Origin of the sequence: Erythrobacter sp. Alg231-14, from assembly GCF_900149685.1 — a bacterium.
Classification (GTDB): domain Bacteria; phylum Pseudomonadota; class Alphaproteobacteria; order Sphingomonadales; family Sphingomonadaceae; genus Erythrobacter.
In genome coordinates this window covers 1,562,046-1,585,376 of sequence record NZ_LT702999.1, presented here as the reverse complement: position 1 = coordinate 1,585,376, position 23,331 = coordinate 1,562,046, and the positions used below count along the sequence as shown (strand labels likewise).

At 54.5% G+C, this 23,331-nt stretch carries 19 protein-coding genes; 5 read left to right on the top strand and 14 right to left on the bottom strand.

Translation table 11 applies throughout. From position 1 onward, the window contains the following. Positions 1 to 5 precede the first annotated feature (5 nt). The 6 genes from BQ8290_RS07485 to BQ8290_RS07460 form a co-directional block, all read right to left on the bottom strand. Positions 6 to 1,355 carry an oligosaccharide flippase family protein gene (locus tag BQ8290_RS07485; RefSeq protein ID WP_337661197.1) on the bottom strand — a complete coding sequence of 450 codons (1,350 nt, stop codon included), beginning with the start codon at positions 1,353 to 1,355 and terminating at the stop codon, positions 6 to 8. Between the two features lie 76 nt (positions 1,356 to 1,431). Then, positions 1,432 to 4,062: a hypothetical protein gene (locus BQ8290_RS07480; protein WP_108788947.1), complete on the bottom strand. Its 2,631-nt coding sequence runs from the start codon at positions 4,060 to 4,062 to the stop codon at positions 1,432 to 1,434. Then, positions 4,062 to 4,328 carry a spike base protein, RCAP_Rcc01079 family gene (locus tag BQ8290_RS07475; protein WP_108792108.1) on the bottom strand — a complete coding sequence of 89 codons (267 nt, stop codon included), beginning with the start codon at positions 4,326 to 4,328 and terminating at the stop codon, positions 4,062 to 4,064. Before BQ8290_RS07475 ends, BQ8290_RS07480 begins: the two co-directional genes overlap by 1 nt. A gap of 97 nt (positions 4,329 to 4,425) precedes the next feature. Further along, positions 4,426 to 6,297, bottom strand: a complete 1,872-nt coding sequence (locus BQ8290_RS07470; protein WP_108788945.1) for an HAD-IIIC family phosphatase — start codon at positions 6,295 to 6,297, stop codon at positions 4,426 to 4,428. 107 nt (positions 6,298 to 6,404) lie between these two features. Further along, complete coding sequence (locus BQ8290_RS07465; protein ID WP_108788943.1) at positions 6,405 to 7,067, bottom strand: polysaccharide deacetylase family protein; 663 nt, start codon at positions 7,065 to 7,067, stop codon at positions 6,405 to 6,407. Between the two features lie 5 nt (positions 7,068 to 7,072). After that, positions 7,073 to 8,134, bottom strand: a complete 1,062-nt coding sequence (locus tag BQ8290_RS07460) for a glycosyltransferase (RefSeq protein ID WP_108788941.1) — start codon at positions 8,132 to 8,134, stop codon at positions 7,073 to 7,075. A gap of 185 nt (positions 8,135 to 8,319) precedes the next feature. On the opposite strand from BQ8290_RS07460, the gene BQ8290_RS07455 reads away from it, so the two are divergent. Next, entirely contained in the window at positions 8,320 to 9,756 is a 1,437-nt protein-coding gene (locus BQ8290_RS07455) for an O-antigen ligase family protein (RefSeq protein WP_337661112.1), read from the top strand. On the opposite strand, the gene BQ8290_RS07450 is transcribed toward BQ8290_RS07455, so the two are convergent. From BQ8290_RS07450 to BQ8290_RS07435, 4 genes are all read right to left on the bottom strand, one after another. Further along, the gene (locus BQ8290_RS07450) at positions 9,742 to 11,184 is read right to left on the bottom strand and encodes a hypothetical protein (protein ID WP_108788937.1); all 1,443 of its coding nucleotides are present in this window, start codon (positions 11,182 to 11,184) and stop codon (positions 9,742 to 9,744) included. The genes BQ8290_RS07455 and BQ8290_RS07450 overlap by 15 nt on opposite strands. Before the next feature lie 49 nt (positions 11,185 to 11,233). Then, positions 11,234 to 12,103, bottom strand: a complete 870-nt coding sequence (locus BQ8290_RS07445; RefSeq protein ID WP_108788935.1) for a glycosyltransferase — start codon at positions 12,101 to 12,103, stop codon at positions 11,234 to 11,236. A 133-nt stretch (positions 12,104 to 12,236) separates the two neighbouring features. After that, positions 12,237 to 14,432 carry a GumC family protein gene (locus BQ8290_RS07440; protein WP_337661111.1) on the bottom strand — a complete coding sequence of 732 codons (2,196 nt, stop codon included), beginning with the start codon at positions 14,430 to 14,432 and terminating at the stop codon, positions 12,237 to 12,239. Positions 14,433 to 14,454: 22 nt separating this feature from the next. Further along, positions 14,455 to 15,186, bottom strand: coding sequence for a polysaccharide biosynthesis/export family protein (locus tag BQ8290_RS07435; RefSeq protein ID WP_337661110.1), 732 nt, complete (start codon positions 15,184 to 15,186; stop codon positions 14,455 to 14,457). A gap of 178 nt (positions 15,187 to 15,364) precedes the next feature. On the opposite strand from BQ8290_RS07435, the gene BQ8290_RS07430 reads away from it, so the two are divergent. Beyond that, positions 15,365 to 16,051: a hypothetical protein gene (locus tag BQ8290_RS07430; protein WP_108788931.1), complete on the top strand. Its 687-nt coding sequence runs from the start codon at positions 15,365 to 15,367 to the stop codon at positions 16,049 to 16,051. A 14-nt stretch (positions 16,052 to 16,065) separates the two neighbouring features. On the opposite strand, the gene wecB is transcribed toward BQ8290_RS07430, so the two are convergent. The 4 genes from wecB to BQ8290_RS07410 all read right to left on the bottom strand — a co-directional run bounded on the left by wecB (position 16,066) and on the right by BQ8290_RS07410 (position 19,588). Continuing rightward, positions 16,066 to 17,208, bottom strand: a complete 1,143-nt coding sequence (wecB, locus tag BQ8290_RS07425; protein ID WP_108788929.1) for a non-hydrolyzing UDP-N-acetylglucosamine 2-epimerase — start codon at positions 17,206 to 17,208, stop codon at positions 16,066 to 16,068. Further along, complete coding sequence (gene wecC / locus BQ8290_RS07420; protein WP_108788927.1) at positions 17,205 to 18,509, bottom strand: UDP-N-acetyl-D-mannosamine dehydrogenase; 1,305 nt, start codon at positions 18,507 to 18,509, stop codon at positions 17,205 to 17,207. The genes wecB and wecC overlap by 4 nt, the downstream gene beginning before the upstream one ends. Before the next feature lie 129 nt (positions 18,510 to 18,638). Beyond that, on the bottom strand, positions 18,639 to 19,121 hold the full coding sequence (locus BQ8290_RS07415) for a glycosyltransferase (protein WP_108788925.1): 483 nt from the start codon (positions 19,119 to 19,121) through the stop codon (positions 18,639 to 18,641). Continuing rightward, positions 19,118 to 19,588 (bottom strand): glucuronosyltransferase, encoded by a 471-nt coding sequence (locus tag BQ8290_RS07410; protein ID WP_337661109.1) that lies wholly within the window; start codon positions 19,586 to 19,588, stop codon positions 19,118 to 19,120. Before BQ8290_RS07410 ends, BQ8290_RS07415 begins: the two co-directional genes overlap by 4 nt. A gap of 183 nt (positions 19,589 to 19,771) precedes the next feature. Here BQ8290_RS07410 and BQ8290_RS07405 point away from each other — a divergent pair, with 183 nt between their 5' ends. From BQ8290_RS07405 to BQ8290_RS07395, 3 genes are all read left to right on the top strand, one after another. Beyond that, positions 19,772 to 20,851, top strand: a complete 1,080-nt coding sequence (locus tag BQ8290_RS07405) for a CoA transferase (protein WP_108788923.1) — start codon at positions 19,772 to 19,774, stop codon at positions 20,849 to 20,851. 6 nt (positions 20,852 to 20,857) lie between these two features. After that, entirely contained in the window at positions 20,858 to 21,307 is a 450-nt protein-coding gene (locus BQ8290_RS07400) for a MaoC/PaaZ C-terminal domain-containing protein (protein WP_108788921.1), read from the top strand. An 82-nt stretch (positions 21,308 to 21,389) separates the two neighbouring features. Continuing rightward, entirely contained in the window at positions 21,390 to 23,330 is a 1,941-nt protein-coding gene (locus tag BQ8290_RS07395) for a DUF3604 domain-containing protein (protein WP_337661108.1), read from the top strand. Position 23,331: the final 1 nt, after the last annotated feature.

The window sequence follows — 23,331 nt, the reverse complement described above, 5'->3', positions numbered from 1 at the left end:
ATGGACTATCGGGCAGTCCCAGCCCAAATGTTGATGCCCAACCTTAATTTGACGAACGCATAGGCGGCAAGGTTCCGGCAAACCAGTATAGTCGAGATGCAAATCGCTAGCCCCACAAGGCCAGTATGATACGCAGCGATTGGCGCAAGAACCAGCAACGCCCCAGTCCCCGTCAAAGAAATTATCAAATTCAACTTTTCGTTGCCTGACATCGCCAGTACGAGCCCGCTGGGCCCGGTTAGCGCGATGAGCATTTGCCCAATGACGAGAGTCCATAAGACGGGAAGTGCTTCGAGGAACTGTGGGCCGATAAGGCCCAGCAGAAAGCGACCTCCTACAATCAATAGGATCGCCGTCGGAACCGCCAGTGCCACACTCAAACGCACGGCGGACTGGGCCAATTTCGCTGCTTCGTCCCGACGTCCGGCGTGAAATGCCGTGCTGATTTGCGCGGAATAGACTGAGAATAGAGTGACGGAGAGCATCATCAGCGCGCCCGATAGCTGAAAGCTGACTCGATAAAATCCAGCCTCCGCCGCTCCCAAGACCTGCGCGGCGACGGCAAGGCCGTACCACTCACCAAGAACCAGCGCCAATCCCGCCCCCCAAAGCGGGAGTGAGGATGAAATAAGCGACTTCACGGGCACGAACAGAGCTTCGCTAGCGTTCGAGACATGCGAAAACACCGCGATGATCCCGATGGCGGTTGCGGATAAAGCGCCGATAGTCGTTGCCCAAAGCGCGTCTTCCAAACTTGTCGCGATACCGGTGGCCAAAGCAAAGGCCGTTGCGAGTGGTGTGAACAGCGCAACGACAGCAATGCCTAATGCGAACCTGTGTTGTGATCTAAGGAGGCCGCCGATCAACTGCGCGCTGCCTCTACCAATTAACATCAAGACGAGAATCAAAAGCAAACTGCGATCAACGACATCTCCAAAGAAGAGTCGCCACGCGGGTTCGCCGCCAAGCCACATTATGACAATGACCAGCGCAAGCATCCCCCAACTGATCGCCATGATGCGAGCAAACACCGCAAAGGCGAGCTTCTTTTCCTCTGCCACTGCTCGTGACAGATGCCTGACCACGCTCACATCCAAACCAAAGAGCCCGACAACACCAAGGAACATCGCGGTCTGTGTGATGAGGGCGTATTGCCCCGTGACCGCAGCGCCGAAGTTTCGGCCAATCATGTATGTAACGGAAAATCCAGCCAACACGCTGAGGCCGCGCACAAACAAGGCGACGAACTGGCTGCGATATTGTTTGAAGCCGGCTTGCACCAAAGACGTGAGCTTTCCGCGCAAGCCGCCTGCTCCGCTTTGAGCCTCGTCACCTGATTTTTCAGTCTGAACCATGCCAAGCGCCTGCCGCATTTTCCCGGGTTTCGCTAGGGGCAGGTTGCCTGGCATGGTTTCAAATACTGTGCAGAGATCAGGGATTGCCCAAAAACTCACCGCCTTTGTGCCAAGGATCTGCGTTGGCAATCGCAGGATCGTTGCTGATTGCTTTGTGCAGGATACCGTTGAAATCGACCGAAAGATCGGCCGAACGGACACCTTGCGTCACAGGTTTGGTGCCATTTGAAACGGCAAGAAAGCTAACTGGACGTGTGGTTTGGAACACTCCGTTGCTTGCGGTCGTAAATGGCAGAACAAAGGGAGTGCCATTGGCGAAAAGGGTTGCAGTTTGGGCCACTTGATCGATGTCGAAAACCACATCGATCCATTTTTCCTCAGCAACGGCACCCGAGTTAAACATGACCGATGCGAGCGTTATGGTGTTTGTACCATCTTCAACAGTGGCCCGGAAATCGTTGGTACGGGTCTCCAGATCACCGCCGAGCGATAAGATCGCAAACACCTTTTGAAAATCCGCAAGCGAGCCGGCAGGCCAGAAAAACTTGCCTCGGAATGTGACACGGTTCGTGCCAGCGGGGATGGCACTTGCATCTGCGAAATATCCCGTGCTTGCGCCCTGAACCAAATATTCGGTCGGGTCTGCTGGTGGCTCGGGTGGCGGCACATACTCTTCGCCTCCGGTTTCCCACTGACTGGCGAATGGACCAACACCCGGCGTGGAGGGATCCCAAGGTTGACCGAGTGCGTCCCGCCGAAAATTCTCTCCGGGAAACCAGTTTTCGAGCTGTTGAATGATCGCAGTGCAATCCTGCCCTTGCGCCGATAATAGTGGGGAGTTTGGCCGCGCGAGAAAGTCGAAATTCGCGGGATCTGCGAAAATATCGGTCGCATCCAATACCGTTTCGGTTTCATCTTCGCCGGCGGACGAGAATGTTAGGATGTTGCCCTTTCTGTCCACCGATCCGCCGGTGTTCAAGATGGCCGGCGTGACGCTGTTGTACACGGACCAAGGCATATCGGGTGTTCCGAGGTAAAAGCCCCCTCGATCCCGATCGGTGTTGCGCCGGTCAGGCATGTCCACGCCCCAACAGTTGATCAAGCCTCCGCCCTCACCAATGTTGGGTTGTTCGGGTGTAGTGGGGTTTGTTTGGTCGTCATAGCATCTGCCATCGGCCGGGTGCGGTGTGAAGGTGGAGTGCAGCCAATAAATGTTCGAGGCGCGTTGGTTGGTGGCATAGCCAGCGAATAGGCGATCGTCGAAACCGGTCGCTCCTTGATAGTTCAAGACAACGACCCGATCACAACCCTGGTAAAAGTTGATCGCATTCGCATGGCCACCGGCGCTCGTTCGCTCGGCCCGGATGTCCTTCATAATGCATTCGTGCATGCCAAACATTCGATAGCCGGCTTGGGACAAATCTTGCGCAAGGCAGCGACTAAATCTTGCCCCGACATTGGGATTTGTCTGTGTGCCGACGGCTTGAATGCCAAAGCCCAATCCTTGGCTGATTGTGATGTCTTCCATGACGACACCCTGCTCTTGAGCTTTGACCTCTATCGCTTTTTCTGCTGCGAATTGGCGGAACGAGCAGTGACGCACATTCGACGTGCTGCCGGTTAAGTTGGACAGTCCATCGAGGCTCAGTGCAAAACCGTCATTCTCGACACGGGCAAACATTTCGAAATTGATGCCTTCGATGGTCAAGGCCGTATCGGAATTTTGCCGATACACTCTCAAGCCTTCTGTTCTCACCGCCAATTCCACATCTTGTGAAAGATGGATTGGGTCGTTCGGGAAAATGAAGAACGTCACGGAGCCATCGTCGTTGTCGACATAGCCCCATTGACCTTGTTGAATGTTAGGAAGCAGGTTTAGCAAGGCATAGGCGCCGCCTCCGATATTGGCCTGAGGATCGGCGTTGTTTGCGGACAGTTGCAGAACGCCTGCTGATACGCTTTCGACGGCAATCCAATCGTGGAAGTTTGGCGTCTTCCACAGGACCGCGATTGCTTTCTCCAATTGCGCATCTGAGTAAGCGGACAACAATGCCGGATGCGCGATCGTTTCGTAGTAACCATCGGTATCGGTGGTGAAAGATAGACCCGCGTTCTCATCCCCTCGAAAACACAGATCGGTTGAATCGATATAGAATTCTGGGGTGCTTGAGCCGGGGTCTCTAAGGCCGCAGATCGTCAACAGTTGACCTCCTTCCCGAACCAAGGTTGCGTATAGATCGGGCGCGGGGAAATCCGTCTTGGCGACTGTCGTTTTGAAACAGTTTGTCCACGCATCGCCTAGAATCGGAGCATCCGAATTGTCACAACCCACCCACCCGGTCAGCACTTCAGCGCCTGAAATAACGGGTCGCTCGGATCCGTATGACGCAATTTTGAGACTGTTGGGTGATACACCTTTCCAGATGTAATCGATGGCCTCGCGGTAGCGATGGCCATCGCCTCTCACACGGACAATCTGATCGCCGCCCGCATTGTCTGCTGCGTTGACGGCCGCGGCTATCGTCGCAAATGGTGCGGCAACCGAATTGCCTAAGTTTCCATCGTTTCCATTCGCACCATCGACGAACCAGTCGCCATTTGTGCCAGACATGAAGGTCGGTGATTGGCCAAAGCTGACCCGTTCATTGTTGGGTTGTTTCGCGCTCCGGCGATTTGAGAGGCCAAAGCCAAGGCCGATGCCCGGCATCAGGCCAAACCAACAATTTCTGCTGCGGTGGTGCCGGTCACCCGAATGGCGCGGCATCGCACGTCTAGGATGGTGCCCCCGCCTACATTGACGAAGGTTACGTCACTTTCGGAGCCCACCGCACGCAACATCACATCACCGCCCCGACCGACGTAAATCGCCTTTGCAAAAGTCGAAAGTTCGGCATTGTCATCCGGAGTGATGGCAAACGCTTGCCTTGCCGGTGCTGTTACACTGTCGCTTGTTGAGCCGAATGGATCAGTCATCACAATCATCCTATTTGTTTCTAGAGATGACTATTTTTAACCAAATAGGTTGTATGTAGGAAAGTGGTTTTTGGCGCCCGTCCGGTTTGCCGGGCGGCTATGCGTTGATGGTCATGAAATCCACTGTGAACACACCTGGTGTGATTTCACGCTCAAAGCCTCCCGATTCCGACGGAACGAATTCCAATGTCTCCAGAACCTTGAGCGCGGCAGCGTTGCGGGCCGTCGGTTGAAAATTGACGGTCATATTGGTTGCATGATCAATGCCGCTCGCAGCAGCGTCACCCTGAATGGCGGGGGCAAAGTATTCGGTGAGATATGCGAACAAGGCTTGCTCAACATATTTCCCTTGAACGCGACAGGACAGCATGAAGTCGTCGATCGTGATCGTCTTACCGTCATGCGACGCCAAACAAAATCCAACCGTTCCATAACTGCCGAAGCGATCGCTTGCGACAACGACGAAGCGTGCCTGATCTGGGTCACTCAATATACCGGTGATGGCTTCGCGATCATATTTGCGGCCAGAAAAATTCAATTGATTGGTGCGTTGGACCAATTCAGCGATCCGCTCAAAATCACTTTCCTGATCGGGACGAATCTCAAGGACGATCTGACAATCGGCGAGGAATCGATGATAATCTGAGAACTCTTCAGCAGCCTGCTCGCGCACTGCGGCTTGTTGATACATCGCTCTGCGATTCTTCGATTCCGGAGTCACTCCGCCCGATAGGCGTGGGTGATCCCGCAGGTCCGGCAATATCGTATCGGGCACTGCCTCAATCGAAGGGACAGCCTCGGCAACTTGCGCCCGTTCGAATGGATTGTCGTCGACAAACAACAGCGTATCGGTCCCTATGTCGATCATCGATGCGATGCGGGCAACGGTGATAGATTTAGGTTCCCAGCCAATTTGCGGATGCAACAGAAGATGGTCGAGCCCTTCTTCTCTTAGCTGATCCAGCGCGTCACTTTCCGCATTCTTGCTTGCAATCGAAATCAGAATGCCACGTTCATCGAGCCATTCGAAAAGCTCTTTGACGTCCGGGCGCAAAGTGACGTCCCCCTCCAATAGGACGCCGTCCCACAAAGTGTTGTCTAGATCGAAAACGACACATTTCACCTTTGGCAGGGCGGCGTTTTCCGCTGGCCGCTGGACAGCCATGGCCGAGTTTGCCGCCTCTGCTGTCGAAAGCGCTTGTTCTTTCCAAACGAAATCAAGCGTACCAACAATGATCTCGGGGGTGCGTTCGTCAAAGCTCGTCAACTGAACCAGAAAGGGCAGACCGGAATCGATTATTGGCGCGAAATCTTCCCGCGCAATCCAGAATTCGTTGCGGCCTGGTTCAGCATTCCAAACAGCTCTTACCGACCGCGGTTGATCGGCCATTGCAATTGGTCGAGGCAATCGGGTCTGATCTACAATGATCGCCAGTTGCAATTGGATTGCTTCGTCGTTCGGAACGAAAATCTCTGCCGCAAATCCCTCTGGCAACGTCCTATCCGTGCGCAATGCGTTGACCATCCGCGCATTCACTTTGCGAAGCAGTCTTTCGGCCAGATTTGCGTGCGATTTGGTAGCGGCAATCCTGCCAAGCCCAGAACCTATCCAGTTTAAGACCCGATTGGTCCAGTCCAAGCGACCTTCCAACTTGGCCAGTTGTTTACTCGCAACAGGAGTCGCATTTCCGCGGGCTTCCAGCTTGCCCCATTTCTTGAATTTGATGTGTGCCAAAGATCGTTCTTTGGCGCGCAATTCAACAATACCACCATCAAATCGGCGACACTTCCCATTTGGCGTAGGGTCATAAAGATCGCATGTACTATAGCATGCCGGTGCAGCGCATTCGACACAGTGCTCTTCCCAGCTCAAAAGCGAGCGCGCTTTAACCGACGCGCGATCTGACTTCATCATTTCGGCTGGGGCAATTGCCTTGGATTGACCGCTCAGATTGTCAAAAAGGAACATGAAGACTCTTCGATTGTTGAAACGGTTTGGAGACTGAATGGCGGGATCGGGATCATTTAGCCTAGCGCCCTTATCAAGAGCAACCACGAGCCCTCTAGCCCCAAGTCTTAAACCAAATTCCTTTTGGCAAAACCGGCCAAATTGCGACGCAGCCTATCAGACGCGGTCCAACGCCCATTCAGAATGTTGGACAATTCCATTTCCGGCATATCGCTGCGCAGTGTGTTGCGATTCCAGAACCTTGATGTTGCATTAGCGTAGCCACCGTCGCTGGTGTGAATATGAAGGAACCCTGCGGCTTTGAGCAATTTGGCCACAGACCGATTGTAACGCCCAAATGGGATAGCAACCTCGTCGATCGAAGCACCCAAAGCGGTCTCCAATTCTGACCGTGCATCTGTGACTTCGCTCTTCATTGTCTCCTGATCACAGGCCCTCCAATCGATATGATCGCGCCCGTGCAAACCAACGATCATGCCGTCTGCTTTAAGCTTCTGGAGATCCTTCGACGAAAGGTAGTGATCCGCATTCAAACGCCCGGCGAGCGCGAAAAACCTGCCTGTCACACCCTTTTCGGCAAGCTTATCAGCAGCGATCAAATCTGAATGGTTTCCATCGTCAAACGTGAACGCAAAATTGGCCGGATTGAAGTCTGACCAAATTCGACCGAGCAAGTCATCAAACTCGTCAAAGCTCAACCAATAGCGACGTTCATCATCGGGGATGCCATCGTGAGGTGAGCCCAGTCCGTGAAAATTCAGGACAATCATGTTCTTCACTTATCCTTCCCGAATGCGACTTGTTGCGCGTCAGGTGACAAAATCTCTGCAACATCAGATGGAGGCGCCATGCCCAACATGCCAGCTATGAGCGCACGCGCTTCTTTCCCCGCACCGAGCAGCACAAGTTGAACCGCCTTTAGCGACGCAAAGATAAGGGCCACTGGCAAACCCATTCGATTGAAACGTTTCATGAAACGGATGCGGTTTCGATAGTTGAAATAGTTCGAAAATGGGGAGGGGCGCCGTCCGACGGACCCTGTCCCGATGGCCGTTCCACCATAATGCCACACCGTTGCGCTAGGCACTGTCTTTAGCGGTAAGTTCTTGCGCCGGAACGCCCAATCAACTTCCTCATAATAGAGAAAGTAGTCTTCCTCCATCAGCCCCACTTCGTCGAGGAACCGACGTGAGGCGACACAGTTTGCCCCTGTGATGAAATCCAAGGAATTGTTTGGAGGAAACTTTGCCGTTTTGATCTTCTCGCCCCAGTTGACCGAGGCACAAACGCCGGTCCATCGCGACACACGCCCGCCATCCGTCTGCACCATGTCACGGTGCTCTTCGAACACCGTTCGACCCCCCATCAGAGAGAAATTCTGATCCCGCCCCTGTTCGATGTATTGAGAGGCCGTGTCGCGCGCCGCACGGCAATCGGGATTTAGAACCCAGAAAAGATTGATCGCGGGGTCCGCTTGCAACACTTCGATGCTGCGGTTTGTTGCATAGGCAAAACCGCCGTTAACATCCGAATTGAGTAGGACCAACCAGCTCTTTGAACCGGTCAAACTGCCTACATCGCCTTCTTCAAATGTGACCGCCTCGCTGTTTTCCTTTGCCCACTGTCGGATGGTGGCGCGAGTGTTGTCGGGGCTGTCATTGTCGGTGATGACAACTCTTTCAACATCGGATTTACAGGCCAGCAAACTGTCCAGACATCCCGCAATAATGTCCTCTGATTTGAACGCGGCGATGGCGACACCCAAAATAGGATCGACGTCACTGCTCGCGTGTCGACCCGATTGGTCCACTGCATCGGAAGGGGGGCGTTGCTGCATCGCAAAATTTCTTAGGAATACCGCCCGAGAAGTCCACCTAAAACTGCCATTGACGATGTGAAATAGCACAGTGTCTCAGATCCACACACAGCGCTTCGGCAGAGCAAGATTCCGTCTTTGATTTACCGACATAAAGCCGCTATCTGACCGCCATGGCTACAGCGTATCGTCAAAACCCGGTTTCTATGCCGAATTATAGGCCTGCGCCTGCACGGTCGCAAAGTCTGACGCCGATCTATCTTGCCGCGACCCTTGTTTACCTGCTTTTTATCCCGGAACAATTCAACGTCCGGGCCGCTGGCCTCTTGCTGTCGCCGTATCGAATTTTCATGTTTGGCGCGACGATCTATCTACTCTTCAATACAATCGGCGGTCGGTATCGACCGGCATGGCCTGATCTCTTTGTTGGCCTTTCCGTGTTTTGGATTTGGATTGCGTCGTTTGTAACGAGCGGTTCGATCACGACGACCCTTGCGCAAGGTGGCTCGCACACTCTGGATATCGCATTCGCCTATTTGGTGGCGCGGGCTTCGATTCAGACGCCCAAAGATTTGAGGTTGCTGCTAGTTTTGATTGCTCCGGGGCTGGCCGTGATTGGCTTTGTTCTTGTGCAAGAGGCTGTGACGCATGTCCGATTTGTCCAGCCAATAGCGGCGAGCCTTACGGGCGCACCTGAGCTTTTGAGAGACGATGTTCGATTGGGCTTTTTGCGTGGTGCAGGGCCGTTTCCTCATCCCATTCTTGCCGGTATTTTCATGGCAAGCTTTCTGGCGCTTTATCTAACCTCCGGACTCCGTGGCTGGCCCAAATATTTGGGAATTGCGGCGGCGTGCACGGCGTTCTTTTCTATGAGCTCGGCGGCCCTCTTGGGCCTTTTGGCGGGCGCGGCGTTCTTGTCTTATCAGTGGCTGACAGAGAAGGTTGTTAATTTGACATGGCAGTTGCTGCTGTCTGCTGGCGCTGCTTTTTACATCGTCATTGAATTGACCAGCAACTCCGGCTTCTACAACCTTTTGATCCGGTATGCCTCGCTCAACACAGCAACAGCGTACAACCGCGTTCTCATTTGGGATTTTGGAACCGAGAACATCAAGCAACACCCATGGTTTGGTATTGGTTACGATGATTGGGTTCGCCCAGATTGGATGCACTCGGGGTCATTCGACCACTTTTGGCTAATCATGGCTCTGCGATTTGGTATCCCTGCGTCAATCTTCTTGTTGGTCATGGTTGTCGCAGGTGTCACGCTGCTCTCAAGGACATCGGTGTTGCTGCCGCTTGCCGATCGCCGCTTGTTGAGGGGTGTGGCAATTTCTTTCGGTGTTTTCGCCATGGGACTTAACTCCGTTTCGATCTGGCTAACCGTCTTGGTTTGGTTCTTCATGCTGGCCGGAATTGCCGTGAGCCTTGGCCTTTACCGACCCCCGCCGCCGACACGCTATGTGTATCGTCCAAACGGATCGGGGCCACCGCAAGGCGGTGAGCAACAAGGTGGTCGTCCCACCGGTGTGCCAGTGCAAGCCGGACGACCTCAGCGCAGAGTACAGCAAGGGTATGCGGCACGCCCTGGTTCGCGACCAATGCGGCCCGCACCGACGGCTGATAATTCACCGGCCGAGTAGCTGTTTGATCTTTCTAAGCGCCTTGTCAGGGCGTTGGATGGCTTGCCAAATCGGATGCCATTGATCGCGCCAATTGCCGTAACGGTTGATCGGAATTTGCAGCAATTCGGGCCAACTCAACTCGATCAAACGGATCATCATGCGGTTGGATGTGCGCATTTCGGGGGCCAAAGACCACATTCTTTGGAATTGGTTATAGGATAAGAGCGGATGGATAGATCGGGGCACAACCCGCATCCGCGGCTGGGCAAAGCCCCATGGGCCCAATCGCAGCTCCAAATAGGCAAGATCAAGAATCTGAAAGGCGTCGAGCCCATCAGGCAGTGATCCTGCCCAGTGCTCGACCGCTTCGAGGTTTTCTGCAGTAGGCGGCAGCTTTAGCCGGCTTACGATTGAATGGATTGAGATCGTCTCATCTGCTGACAATCCGTCATTCCATAAGAAACCTCGGCCGACTTCTCCGCCAATCCCACCAATTAACACGCCGCCAGCCAGGCTTTGGGTGGAAGGGTAGTAATCTTTGTTGGCACCAGACATCGCATGGCCGGCATAAAGCAGCCATTCCTTTTTCGATTCTGGGTTAGCCTCAATCGCATCCAATATCGTAAGTTTGAGATCGCAAAATTCCGTAAGCTGCTTGCTCAAGAAACGATCGAGCGGCGCGCCATCAAATTGAAGATTGATGAAGGAATGCTTTGGTGCATCTTCGCGCATTGCGGCAAGCAAGACGCGAGTCTCGTTCCCTCCCGTGAGCGCGATATGGGTTGGGCGAGCTTCTTTCATTGCGTTCACAACGACGCGCAATTCGCTGAGCAAATCAGTGAGAACTGCATCGGCGTCAGAACCGTAGCGCGGCATGCGCATGGGTATGCGACGTTGAACAAAGTCTTGAGTGGAAAGACTGTGATTGGGTAGAATACGTGAAATGCCCGAATGCGCCGTCATGCCACCGGTGAACCAACCGTCTTGATCGACGCGATTGGCGATGCGACCTTCCTCGTTGAGACGGCTGAAATAGTCCTCTTGGGTCAGCAGATAGGTGTAGGCCGCAATCCGTTTGGTTTGAGGTTCATATACCGTGCCGATGGTTGCGCTGGCATCGGGGCGCAGTTCGAGGTTTGCACCCTCAATAGCGATGAAGAGCCAACTGCCAGCAAACCTTCTGCAGACCTCTTCCCATGGCGATTGGTCACTGTGCGATGTTCCCAAAGTGATCGCGGCGTTCACCAACTTACCGGTCGGAAGGTCGATCGGATCACCCAGTAACCAGCCGATCCGTGCATCTTGAGTGTGGACCGGGAAAACATCAATCGTGTCATCCAAAGCGATCTTCCAACGCGCGCTTAGATCAACCACGCGCATCCCGTTGGGTGCATCTCCTGACGCAAAGATGATGAATTTGCCCGCTATCGCGTCTGAGAATGTCATGTCTTTTTCGATGTCCCATTCTGCGCTTTAAAAGGTCGTTGGCTTTGCATCATCGAGAGCTGAGATCACGAGTCCAGATCGAGCTGCTCCCTCGTATCTTGTTGAGGCCAGTTTGAATTTTGACCATTGCCTTCACCGCATAGAACATCGCTAGATCTATGGGGGACGCTCCGCTTTTCAGAGAACCGACGATGCCTCCGCCTTTCTTTGCGTTGGCAAAATATGGGCTGGGGTAATCTCGCTTAACGTCCGCATTACCAATCATCCGCCGCGATTCGACGCGCACTTGTTGCCACGCGCTTGCTGGCGGGCGCACGGTTGAGAAGACCGGCTCACCGTCACTGGTGCGTGCAACCATGCGCTTTTCATGATCGGGAAAGCGTGTGTGGATCCAAATGTCGTCGCCAATGATGTCGGGAAACTCGCCAACCCTCTCCAAGGCTGCTTTGGACAAGGCATAGCAGCCAGCGCCGCCTTTTCCAGACTTGGCATAGGGCTGCTTTAACCAGGCGGCGTAATACGACTTGATCGCCCAATTGCAGTGCGCCGTTTCCAATCGAATGGAGGGGGCGGCGGTCATGATGCCTGCTTCGCGGACTGATGCGGCCAGCGCAGCAAGAGAGCGATAATCGCATTCGACATCGGCATCGAGGACAATGCGAGGGTAGTGCGAAGCGGCTAGATTACCCGCATTGATCGCGCCGGTTTTGGAGCCAGTAGCAATGTCTAGAACGATCGCGTGGGGCGCTGTTTCGCGGGCAATTTTGACTGTGTCGTCGGTGCATCCATTGGCCGCGACTACAATTTCAAAACTATCAGGTGAAGGTGCACCGCGCATTGCCGTTAGCAAACATCGAGCAATGACAGTTGCTTCATTATGCGCAGGAATGATGAGGGAGAAAGTCTCTTTTTCGGTCATTCAACACATGATCCAATAGCTATCTCGGCTCCATCACGCTGCCGAATTGAACGGGCCTCTAACACTGGTTGATTGGACGAGAAACACCACAAACTTGACCTTGTATCCAGTCGTGGGGCTCTTGCTTAATAACCTAACGTTCGACGCCGGATCCATATTCGTAATAGCTGTACTGATACCCATAACTGTGCCCTGCTTCGAGAGCGCGGTATTTGGTAAGGATCAGGCCAAGGACATTGCCACCCGAGCTTCTAAGACGCTTCACAGCGTTGCGTGCTTGAGCGAACGGAACCTTGTTCGCTTCGAGCACGAAGATCGTGCCATCCACAAGGCGCGCCAAGAGAGGCGCATCGGCCAAGCCAAGAACAGGGCAAGAGTCGAAGATCACGAGTGAATATTCTTCGCGAACCTTAGCGATAAACTCGGCCAATTCGTCGGACGCCAACACTTCGGTTGGGTTCGGTGGAATTGCACCAATCGGCAGAACTTCTAGATTCTCGTGGACGCCTTTGACAATCGCATCTTCCAGCTTGGCGTGGCCAAGTATGACTTCGATCAGGCCCGTCTTAGGACGTTCCAATTCCAACAAACGCGCCACGGATGGACGACGAAGATCGGCGTCAATCAACAAGGTTTTGCGTCCGGAACGCGCGAAGAGTTCAGCAAGAACAACCGCTGTGGTCGATTTACCTTCTGACTCATGCGTACTGGTAAGTTGCAGCACATTGCGGCTACGCGGAAGCGAGAATTCGATGGCTGCCTTGATCGATGCATAGGCCTCCATCAGAGACGTAAAGTTGTTCGAACTTTCGACGTCGATGTCTTTCTCGCTCACATGCGGAGTGTGTCCAATGAGCGGGAGGTCGATTTTCTGCTCAACTTCATCAAGCGAGCGTACGCGATCATCGAACATCTCGCGCAGGACCGCGAGACCGGCTGCAAGACCAATTCCCAAAACCAAGGCAAAGCCGAGGTTCTGGATCAAGCTTGGCGCATAGGGCACGCTTGGGATCAATGCATTTTCGATGGTGGTCATTGTGCCGCTGTTTACGTTCGCGGCGCTGCTGATCTGGTTGAAACGTTCCAAAAGTGACCGCAATTGTTGACGCAAGGCTTCGGCCTGACGTTCGTAAACGGTCAACTGAACCATCTCGTCTTGTTCGGCGAGCGAATCATTGGAGAGCGAGTTGAGTTCGTTTTGGAGCGCTTGTTCTTGATTGCGTGCAACAATGAATTCGTTGCGAACGGTTGCCTTGATATCGGCGCTGCTGCGCTCAATCTGGGTGTCAAGAATCTCAATCTGAGCGAGCAAGTTCGCGATCTGAGGGAACTCATCGCTGTACCGCTGGCGCAGTTCCGCAAGCTCAGTCAGTTTGCCGGTGCGATTGGCGACAAGGTTCTGCAGAACCGAATTGTTTTGAACCTCGGGCAATTGCGACGCTGGAATGGATTGAATTGCACGCCATTTTTGTTCGGCGGCGATACGCGCTGCACGGGCATCTGCAAAACGACCGCTAATGCTTGCAAGGTTTGAACTTGTGAGGGTGGTGTTGCCAGTGCCTTCTTCGCCGGTACCGGGTTGCACGATAATGCCGCTGCTGCGGGCATATGTGTTGGTTTCACGCTCTGCTTCTTCGAGGCGCCCACGAACCACTTCAATCTGGTCGCGCAAATATTCAATCGCGTATTCGTTGCCTTCCAACGATTCGCGGGAATCGGACGAGATAAAGGCGTCGGCGTAGGCATTGGCCATTTCAGCCGCCAAACGTGGATTGTCAGAATTAAAGCTGATGGGGATGACCCAGCTCATATCCGGCACTTCAGCAGTGACTCCACCAACAAGCCGTGTTGCGGCCATGGCATTTTTCGCCTCGAGCCATTGCTCGTCGCTCATGTCAGGCGATCTTCGCGTGTCTATGTCTTCACCCAAAAGGTCGTAACGCTCGCCCAATTGGCGATCGGCCACAACTACTTCGGCAAGGCTGCGGCTGCGGATCAATTCGACCTTTGTCGCGAGGTAATCGCCAACTTGGTTGCTGGCGATGCCTTGCTCGACATCTTGCCCTTCGAGAATGAACGCTCCGTATGGCTCCACGCTCACCTTAGCGGTCGCCTGGTACATCGGCGTTGCAAGCAAGGTGATCACCAAACCGATTGTGATCGCGGCCAGCAACACGCCTGAGATCAACCAACGTTGACGGAACAAGATCCCACGAACCGTGGCAAGGCTAATCAGCTGTCCCGTCGGTGCGGCGGGCACAAGTTGATTATCCGGCATGTAGGTTTCAAGCCAAGTGCCACTGCCATCCGGTTGATCGGACGGGGTCATTATAGATCGTTCGTTCATGAGGTCAGTTGTTGTTGAGTGCGGCTACGCCAAAGACACCAAACGCTGGCAGTGCTTGGAGCAAGTTTTGGTAGAACACCGAAAGCCCATCTGTGCCCATCACAACCCGGTCGCCCGGTTGCAGGATTGGGTCAAGCATGGTGCCTTGGCTGATCTGACTGTAATCGAATTTCGCAATCAAAACGCCTTGTGGGCTTTCGCGGAACACGGCGATTTGTTCTTGATTGGCGACATTGGTTGGACCGTCCGCCATGGCAATCGCAGCGGACAAACGCGAACCCGGCTGGAATGCGTAAACACCGGGATCTTCCACGGCGCCTTCGACGGTAACCAGGTGCGATGCGTATTCAGCGATGTTCACGCTCACCATTGGAGTGCGTAGACCGGCGGCCAACAACCGGCGCGATACGTCTTGTTCGAATTGCTTGGTTGTCATGCCGGCGGCTGGGATCGAACCCAGCATTGGCAGAGAAACCGCACCGTCAACGCCAAGGCGTACATTCTCAACCGACAATTCCGGTTCGCGGAACACGTTGACCGAGATTTGGTCAGAAGCGCGAAGCGCGTAAGTGGTGGCAGGGATATGGCTGTAATTCGCCTGACCCAAATCGGAGCGCGCTTGCGTCGAAGCTGCACCGATGATCGGTTCAGGAGTCGAGGCGCATCCGGAAAGAGCGACGGCCGCAGTTGCGCTTACGAAAGCGAGGCGTTTTCTGATCGAATTATTGAAGGTCACGTGGTTCCCCTATTTGCGGTGCACTCTTTAAACCGTGGTTTTGCGTAGTGCAACCGCATTCACTCATCAGAAGCGTGTCTTCAATGTAACGTTTTGTGTCGAATTGAGACAAGAGAAAGCCCCATAATCACACGAGGAATTGGGATCGGGTCGCTGTGAGTTGGAGCCGAAGAACTGTGTGAGCCTTGCTGGCTTGCCCTTTGCCGGCTTGCACGATGATATTGAGGGGCTATTCCATGCCGCTCTGCGGGTTGATGCAATCCGCCGGGCCAACCGGCTATTTCTATTGAGAGGACACACGCAAGTGCCTGAATCGCCATCAATGCTCAGCATTCTCGCTGCCACGTTTTATTGCGTTGTGGTTGCGGCCTGTCTTGTGGCTGCGTTCACTGCGAAAGCGCAGCGACAACAACTGTGGCATGGCAAAGTCTGGATCGCGATCGCAGTATTGTTTGCGGCGCTGGTGGCTTCGCGTCTTTTGAACGTTGAGGAGATTCTGCGCGCCGATTTACGCGCGTGGCTCCGTGCTGAGGGGATGCTGGATGGTCGCCGCGTGTGGCAAGGGTGGTTGATCGCCGGTGCAATATTCATTTTCGCGGCCGGTGGATTGTTCGCCGCCTATCGAACATTCGGCGGTTTTAAGGGGCGTCGAAACATCGCTGTGGCATTGGCCGGCGGAGCCGCAGGAGTGATGGTTAGCATCATTGTCATGCGGACGATCTCACTGCATGCCATGGATCGTTTGTTGTACGGCGCACTCAAATTGAATTGGGTCGGCGATCTGGGGTCAAGCGCGGCCATATTGGCAGCAGCTGCCTATTACGTCTGGCTCATACGACAACCTGTTCGAACCAAACGTCGTTAAACGGACTGGTCTGGCTAGACGCCGTGATGCTCGGCGATAATCTGCGCAATATGACGACTGGCTTGGCCATCCCCATACGGATTGTGAGCTTGCGACATGGCCTCGTAAGCTTCGGAATTATCAAGTAAATTATTGACTTCAGTCAAAATTGCCCCTGAATTCGCTCCAACCAGTTTGGATGTTCCGGCGGCGACACCTTCTGGTCGTTCGGTTGTGTCGCGCATCACCAAAACGGGCTTACCAAGACTGGGCGCCTCTTCTTGAATGCCGCCAGAGTCGGTCAACACAATTTCAGACGCTTCCATCATTGCGACGAAATTCAGATAATCCAGCGGCTCGATGAGGGCGACATTGCTCAGGCCGGATAGGGCAGGGCGCATCACTTCGACGACATTGGGATTGGGGTGCATGGGGTAAATGATGGCAACATCATCGCGCTGCGCCAATTTAGTCAGTGCGGCCGCGATATTGTGCATTCCTTCGCCAAAATTTTCCCGCCGGTGGGCGGTTACACAAATAACCCGACGTCCAGCGAAGCGCGTCTTTAGGTCGGAAACGACCGGGCTTAGCGCGGGGTCGGCTGAGATTTTCGCGCGCGTTTCCAGCAAAGCGTCAATGACCGTGTTGCCCGTCACTTGGATGGCACCCTGCGGGACATTTTCTGCGCGCAGTGCATCCGCGGCGCCGTTTGTCGGCGCGAAATGCAAATCTGCAACCGCGCCGGTGACCTTCCGGTTCACCTCTTCTGGCCAAGGAGCGTAATTGTCTCCGCTGCGCAAACCGGCCTCTACATGACCCACCGGAATCCGGCGGAAGTAACAGGCCAACGTTGCCATCATTGTGGTCAATGTGTCGCCATGTACCAAAACCCGATCGGGCTTTTCGGCATCAAGAGCCTCTCCAAACCGTGTCACAATCCGGGCGGCCAATGCGTCAAGGCTTTGCCCTGATTGCATCAGGTCCAAGTCGATATCGGGATCAATTCCCGCAAGCTGCAACACTTGATCCAGCATCTCCCGATGCTGTGCGGTGACGGCGACCCGGACATCGAATTTCCCGCTTTCACGTAAAGCCGCGACGACGGGAAACATTTTGATGGCTTCTGGTCTTGTGCCGAACGTCACCAAAATGCGCGGTTTCACACTGGACCCACTCATTTTTTCAGCATGCCGCGTGTGTCAAACACAAGCTTGCCCGCCAAATCAGTTGGCGTGAGATGTTTGAAAGCGGTGTGATCAACAAGCACAACGACAATTTCCGCCTGCGCGAGCGCATCGTCAAGTCCGCTTAGTGTCGCACCTGTTTCGGCAAGTGTGTTGGGCAAGTCGTCGGTGAAGGGTTCAACGACCAAAACCCGCTCGCCCAAATCGGCGCAGAGATTGGCAGCGATTTCCAAGGCTGGGCTTTCGCGAAAGTCATCAATGTCAGGTTTGAATGCGAGACCGAGCAGCGCGACCTTGGCATCGGGCGCAGCGTCAATCAGAGCGCGAATGCGGTTTTCTGTGTGGACCGCTTTGTGATCATTCACTTCTCGCGCTGTCCGCACGATGCGTGCCGATTTGGGGGCACCTGCGACAAGGAACCATGGATCCACTGCGATGCAATGTCCGCCGACGCCCGGTCCAGGTTGAAGGATGTTCACGCGCGGATGACGATTGGCCAGCCGGATTACGTCCCATACATCGACGCCAATTTCGTCCGCGATCATCGACAATTCATTGGCAAAGGCGATGTTGACGTCGCGAAAGCTGTTCTCAACCAATTTCACGGTCTCTGCGACCCGTGAATTCGTGATCAAACAATCGCCTTTCACAAAGCTCATATAAAGCGCCGATGCGCGTTGGGCGCAGGCGGGTGTCATCCCGCCAACCACGCGATCATTGTTGACCAATTCATGGACAATTTTACCGGGCAGAACACGTTCCGGGCAATAGGCGATGGCAATATCCCCACCGTGTTCATCGCCAAATTTGGGCATCCTAAGATCGGGCCGGACCTCTGCGATGATTTCTGCGACCCGCTCCGTCGTGCCCACTGGCGATGTGCTTTCAACGATTATGCAGGCACCTGGCAGGATGTTGGGCGCAATCGATCGTGCAGCGGTCTCAACATAAGAAATATCGGGCTTTTTGTCCGCGCCAAACGGGGTGGGGACGGCAATCATGTAATAATGGGCCGCGGGAACATGACGAGAGGCAACAAGTCGCGCAGATTGCGTTGCTTCGCTTACCAACCGATCCAGGTCTCGTTCTTCGATGTGGACGCCGCCAGCGTTAACCGTTTCAACCACGTCTTTCGACACATCCACACCGCAAACATCCCAACCAAAGCTGGCCAAGACTGCGGCTGTCGGAAGCCCAATATATCCCAACCCGATAACCGCAATTTGGTGATCGGGAGCAGGCTGCGTCGCGGCGTCCGGCCCAAAGGCAGTTGCGGCGTCGAAGGGAGCGTTCATCGTACTGTAGTCCTCGTAGGAAACGTATTTCCGCGAGGGTATGGGCGAAGAGGGGTAAATATCGCGTTAGGGAAAGGTGTTTTCTTTGATTGCCAGATTCGACGGCGATCGTGCGTTGCCCGAAGGGACTTACAAGGATCCACCGTCGATGAATCTGCCGATTGCTTCGTGCAGTTGTTTGGCCGTTTGGGACATCACGGCATTGGCCGCCGTCACCCTCTTGGCCTCCGCAATGGCGTTGGGCAATTCGTCCACGTCCATCGCCACAACCAATCCGGATCGACCCTTCAGATTGTTTACGGTCGCAACCTGATGATCGTTGCGATGCTCACCGTGATCAAAACGCCTAGGAAACAGCACGATAGGGGTCGAGAACCGTTGCGCTGTTAACACCGTTCCAATGCCAGCATGGCTAACGATGACGTCGCTATCTTGGATAAGGCGCTCGAACTCAGCCGGTCCAATCTTCGTCCGCGCTTCCATGTTGCGCGGTTGAAATGAACCTTTGCCGGTTTGCGCGATAATCTGAGTGCCCAAAGTCGGCGCCAGATCGTCCATCGCTTCGATCAATCGGTCGAAGCCAAGCTGCATTCCTACCGTAACAAGGATCACAAGACCGCTCCGCGATATTTGACCCGTGGTTCGTCGGCCAATTCTGGCCATTGTGTTAAGCATTGATGCGCGAGGCGCCGCGACAATTTGCCGCACATAGACAATTGTTCGCCGTTTGCCACGCTGTCGATCCAAAGGGTTCGAGCACCAATCAATCGCCCAGCCATTAGGCAGAAAAAGCCGGGTGCAGCTCCGGTTGAAAGAACAATATGAGGCCGATGTTTGAGCACGATCCATGCGGCGACAAAGGTGCATAACAGCGATTGAATCGGTTTGTTTTGATTGCAATCCGGAAGTGTGTCGATCGTCGTTATACCGCGCTGATGCGCAATATCGGCGTCCGTAGTGGCAAAACGCAGATCGTATTGTTCCAACACTGGACGCAACAGCATAAGCTGTTCCCAGTGACCGCCGCCCGACGCGACAGCCAACACTCTGCGGCTGGGATTGGTCGCGGGTTTTGTCATAAGTTTGGCGCCATACAATCTTGATCTGCTGCGGTCATGCGCGCGGTCCTATTGCTGATTTTCGCGATGTGTCAACGTGATCTCTGTCGATCACGTTTCGGCATTGCGGCGCAATTTCTGTTGCCAATGCTTGCTCTCGTCACAACGAGGCGGCACAGAGCACACCAAAGGGAGAGTTACAGAATGAGCAAGAATAGCGGCCCATTGGCAGGTCTTAAGGTCATCGAATTTGCGGGCATCGGTCCCGGACCTCATGTGGCGATGTTGTTGGCTGATTTGGGTGCCGAAGTTGTCCGTATGGACCGGCCCGGTGCTGCTGTTTCAAACACAGTGGTTGAACGCGCAAGACATCGTGTGGGCGTCGATTTGAAAAGCGAAGAGGGCAAAGCATTCTGTCTTGATGCGGCGGCCAAAGCGGACGTTTTGATCGAAGGTTTCCGTCCAGGAGTGATGGAGCGATTGGGGTTGGGACCAGACGAATTGCTCGCCATCAATCCCGGATTGATCTTTGCGCGTATGACCGGGTGGGGACAGGAAGGACCGCTTTCGCAGGCGGCAGGTCACGATATCAATTATATCGCGATCACTGGGGCTCTATCTGCCGTAGGACGGACCGGTGAAACCGCCACTCCGCCGCAAAACCTCGTCGGCGATTTCGGCGGTGGTTCTATGTATTGCGCGTTCGGCATCATGGCTGCCCTGTATGAACGAGAACGGTCCGGAAAAGGGCAAGTCGTTGACGCGGCAATCGTTGATGGTGCGACCAGTTTGATGAGCTTTTTCTTTGGCTCTCGTCATGTTCCTTACCTAACCACTGACCGCGGCAACGGCATGTTAGGCGGAGCGGCGCATTTCTATCGCTGTTTCGAATGCGCCGATGGGAAAGAAATCTCGCTGGGATCAATTGAGCCGCAATTCTACGCCGAAATGTTGGCGAAAACGAACGCTCCTGCCGAATTGGCAGAGGCGCAGATGAATCCCGGCAACTGGGATGACTATGCGGAAAAACTGGCCGCGATGTTCAAGACAAAACCACAATCTGAATGGGTGGAGTTGTTGGAGGGGAGCGATGCCTGTTTCGCGCCGGTTCTTGAACTCGAAGAGGTGAGAGATCATCCGCACATGAAAGCGCGAGAAGCCTATGTACAGCATGATGGTGAATGGCACACAGCGCCGGCACCCCGATTCAGCAGAACGCCGGGTGCGGTTCGGTCAAGCGCGGATGACGGCGCAGCAGTGATCAATTCTTGGGCCAAAGGTTAAGTCGCCATGGCAGGAAAATTCTTTGATCAATGGCAGGTTGGCGATCGGATTGAACACGATATCCGTCGCACCGTTACCGAGACCGACAATCTGCTTTTCTCAACCATGACGCACAACCCACAGCCTCTGCATTTGGACATTGAGGCGGCCAAAAAAAGCGGGTTCGGCCAAATCTTGGTGAATTCCACTTTCACCTTTTCGCTGCTGGTCGGCCTATCGGTGGGCGACACCACTTTGGGCACTTTGGTTGCGAATTTGGGCTTTGACAAAGTGGTAACACCCAAGCCCGTCTTCATTGGCGATACAATGCGCGCGCAAAGCGAAGTGGCTGAATTGCGGACAAGCAAGTCCCGTCCAGAGGCGGGCATTGTGACGTTTGTTCATGAACTGTTGAACCAACGTGACGAGGTTGTTTGTCGGTGCGAAAGGTCGGCCTTGCTCAAGCGTTCTGGCTAAAACTTCTGTGCCCAACAGCTCACTTGACGACCGGTCAGATTAGGGCTCAAATGTAGCACAGGGATAATAAGAGGAGAGGGTCGTGCAAAAGACATGGAGCAAAGCCATGCTTAAGGGCGCAGGGATCAGCATTCTGGCGATAGCTTTGGCATCGTGTGGCGGCGAGCCGACATTGGATGCTGTGCAAACAGGCGACGGGACCGACACGATTGAACTCGCCGAGTTTCCCGATCGGCCCTATTGGGGCGACACCCATTTGCACACCGACAATTCGGTCGATGCGTTTGGGTTTGGTGTTCGCCTTGGCCCCGAAGAGGCGTTGCGTTTTGCCAGCGGCGAAGAAGTGACCGCAACAACCGGCGCTCAGGCAAAACTCTCCCGTCCTCTCGATTTCCTAGTCATTGCCGACCATTCCGATGCGTTGGGTGCGACACGCCGGTTGTATGATGCGCCCCGATGGTACGTGAATTGGGTCATAGGCGATGAAACCGTGCTGCGGTGGTATGACATGATGCACGAAAGCCCTGAGCAATCTCAGTTGGCGATTGCAGAACTGATCACTGCTGCGGCCGACGGAACAGTTCCAGAGGCATTGGCGGACCCCGAAACGGCGGCCGAGAACACCAAGGACATCTGGAACACGCATCTTGGAATGCTGGATCGTTACAACCAGCCTGGCACGTTCACTGCGCTTGCTGGGTACGAATGGACCCGGATGCCTGATGGCAACAATCTGCACCGCGTGGTCATGTACCGCGATGGCAGCGAGCGCACCCGGCAAACGGTACCGTTTCCAGGCTTGAGCACAACCGCTGAACAGCTTTGGGATTACATGGCCGCCTACGAAGCGGAAACGGGCGGGCGGGTTCTCGCTATCCCGCACAACGGTAACCTATCCAACGGCTTGATGTTCGAAACAACCATGCCCGATGGTTCACCAATGACCGCAGAGTACGCGGCCAAACGTGCTGCAGCAGAACCGGTGATCGAAGTCACGCAGATCAAAGGTGACAGCGAAACTCACCCGTTCCTATCGCCCAATGATGAGATGGCGGGATTTGGTGTTTCTGGTTGGGAATTGGGCAATTTGCCCCTCACTCAACCCAGCACGCCTGATATGTATGCGGGATCCTACGCCCGTTCGGCTCTTTTGCGCGGCCTTTCGCTTGAGCAGCAATTGGGCGTGAATCCTTATGCGTTTGGCATGATCGGGTCGACCGACAGCCACACATCCCTTGCTACAGGTGATGAGGACAATTTCTGGGGCAAGCATACGGGCAATGAGCCCGCGTCCGAAGATCGCGCCATCGGAGCGCAAAACTTAGGGACGCGTGTCGGACGGTTTGGTTGGCACTATCTTGCGGGCGGATACGCGGCGGCTTGGGCACGTGGCAACACGCGGGCAGAGATCTTCGATGCCTTTGCACGCCGCGAAGTTTACGCCACAACTGGCCCGCGCATGAGCGTGCGCATTTTTGGTGGATTTGATTTCACCGATCAGGATTGGGAAGGCGATTGGGTTCGTGCCGGATACACGCGCGGCGTGCCAATGGGCGGCGAATTGACCGACGGCGGCAGCGCGCCGACATTCTTGGTCAGCGCGCTAAAAGATCCCGATGGTGCAAATCTTGACCGGGTTCAGGTCGTCAAGGGTTGGGTGACAGCATCGGGCGAAACCCGCGAACAAGTCTATGACATTGTATGGAGCGACATGGACAGCCGTGTGCGCAGCGGCGGGCGTATCCCCGCGGTGGGCGACACAGTCAACCGCGAAGACGCGACCTACACCAATTCCATCGGTGCGCCCGAGCTTCGGACAACGTGGACAGATCCCGATTATCGTTCGGGCCAAAATGCGTTCTACTATGTGCGCGTGCTTGAGATCCCTACACCGCGTTGGCCATTGTTTGATGCGGCCCGATTTGGGATTGAATTGTCAGAAGACGCCATGGCCGAAGCGGTCGCACAAGAGCGTGCGTACACCTCGCCGATCTGGCTGAAATCGCCCGCTGCACCACAGTGAT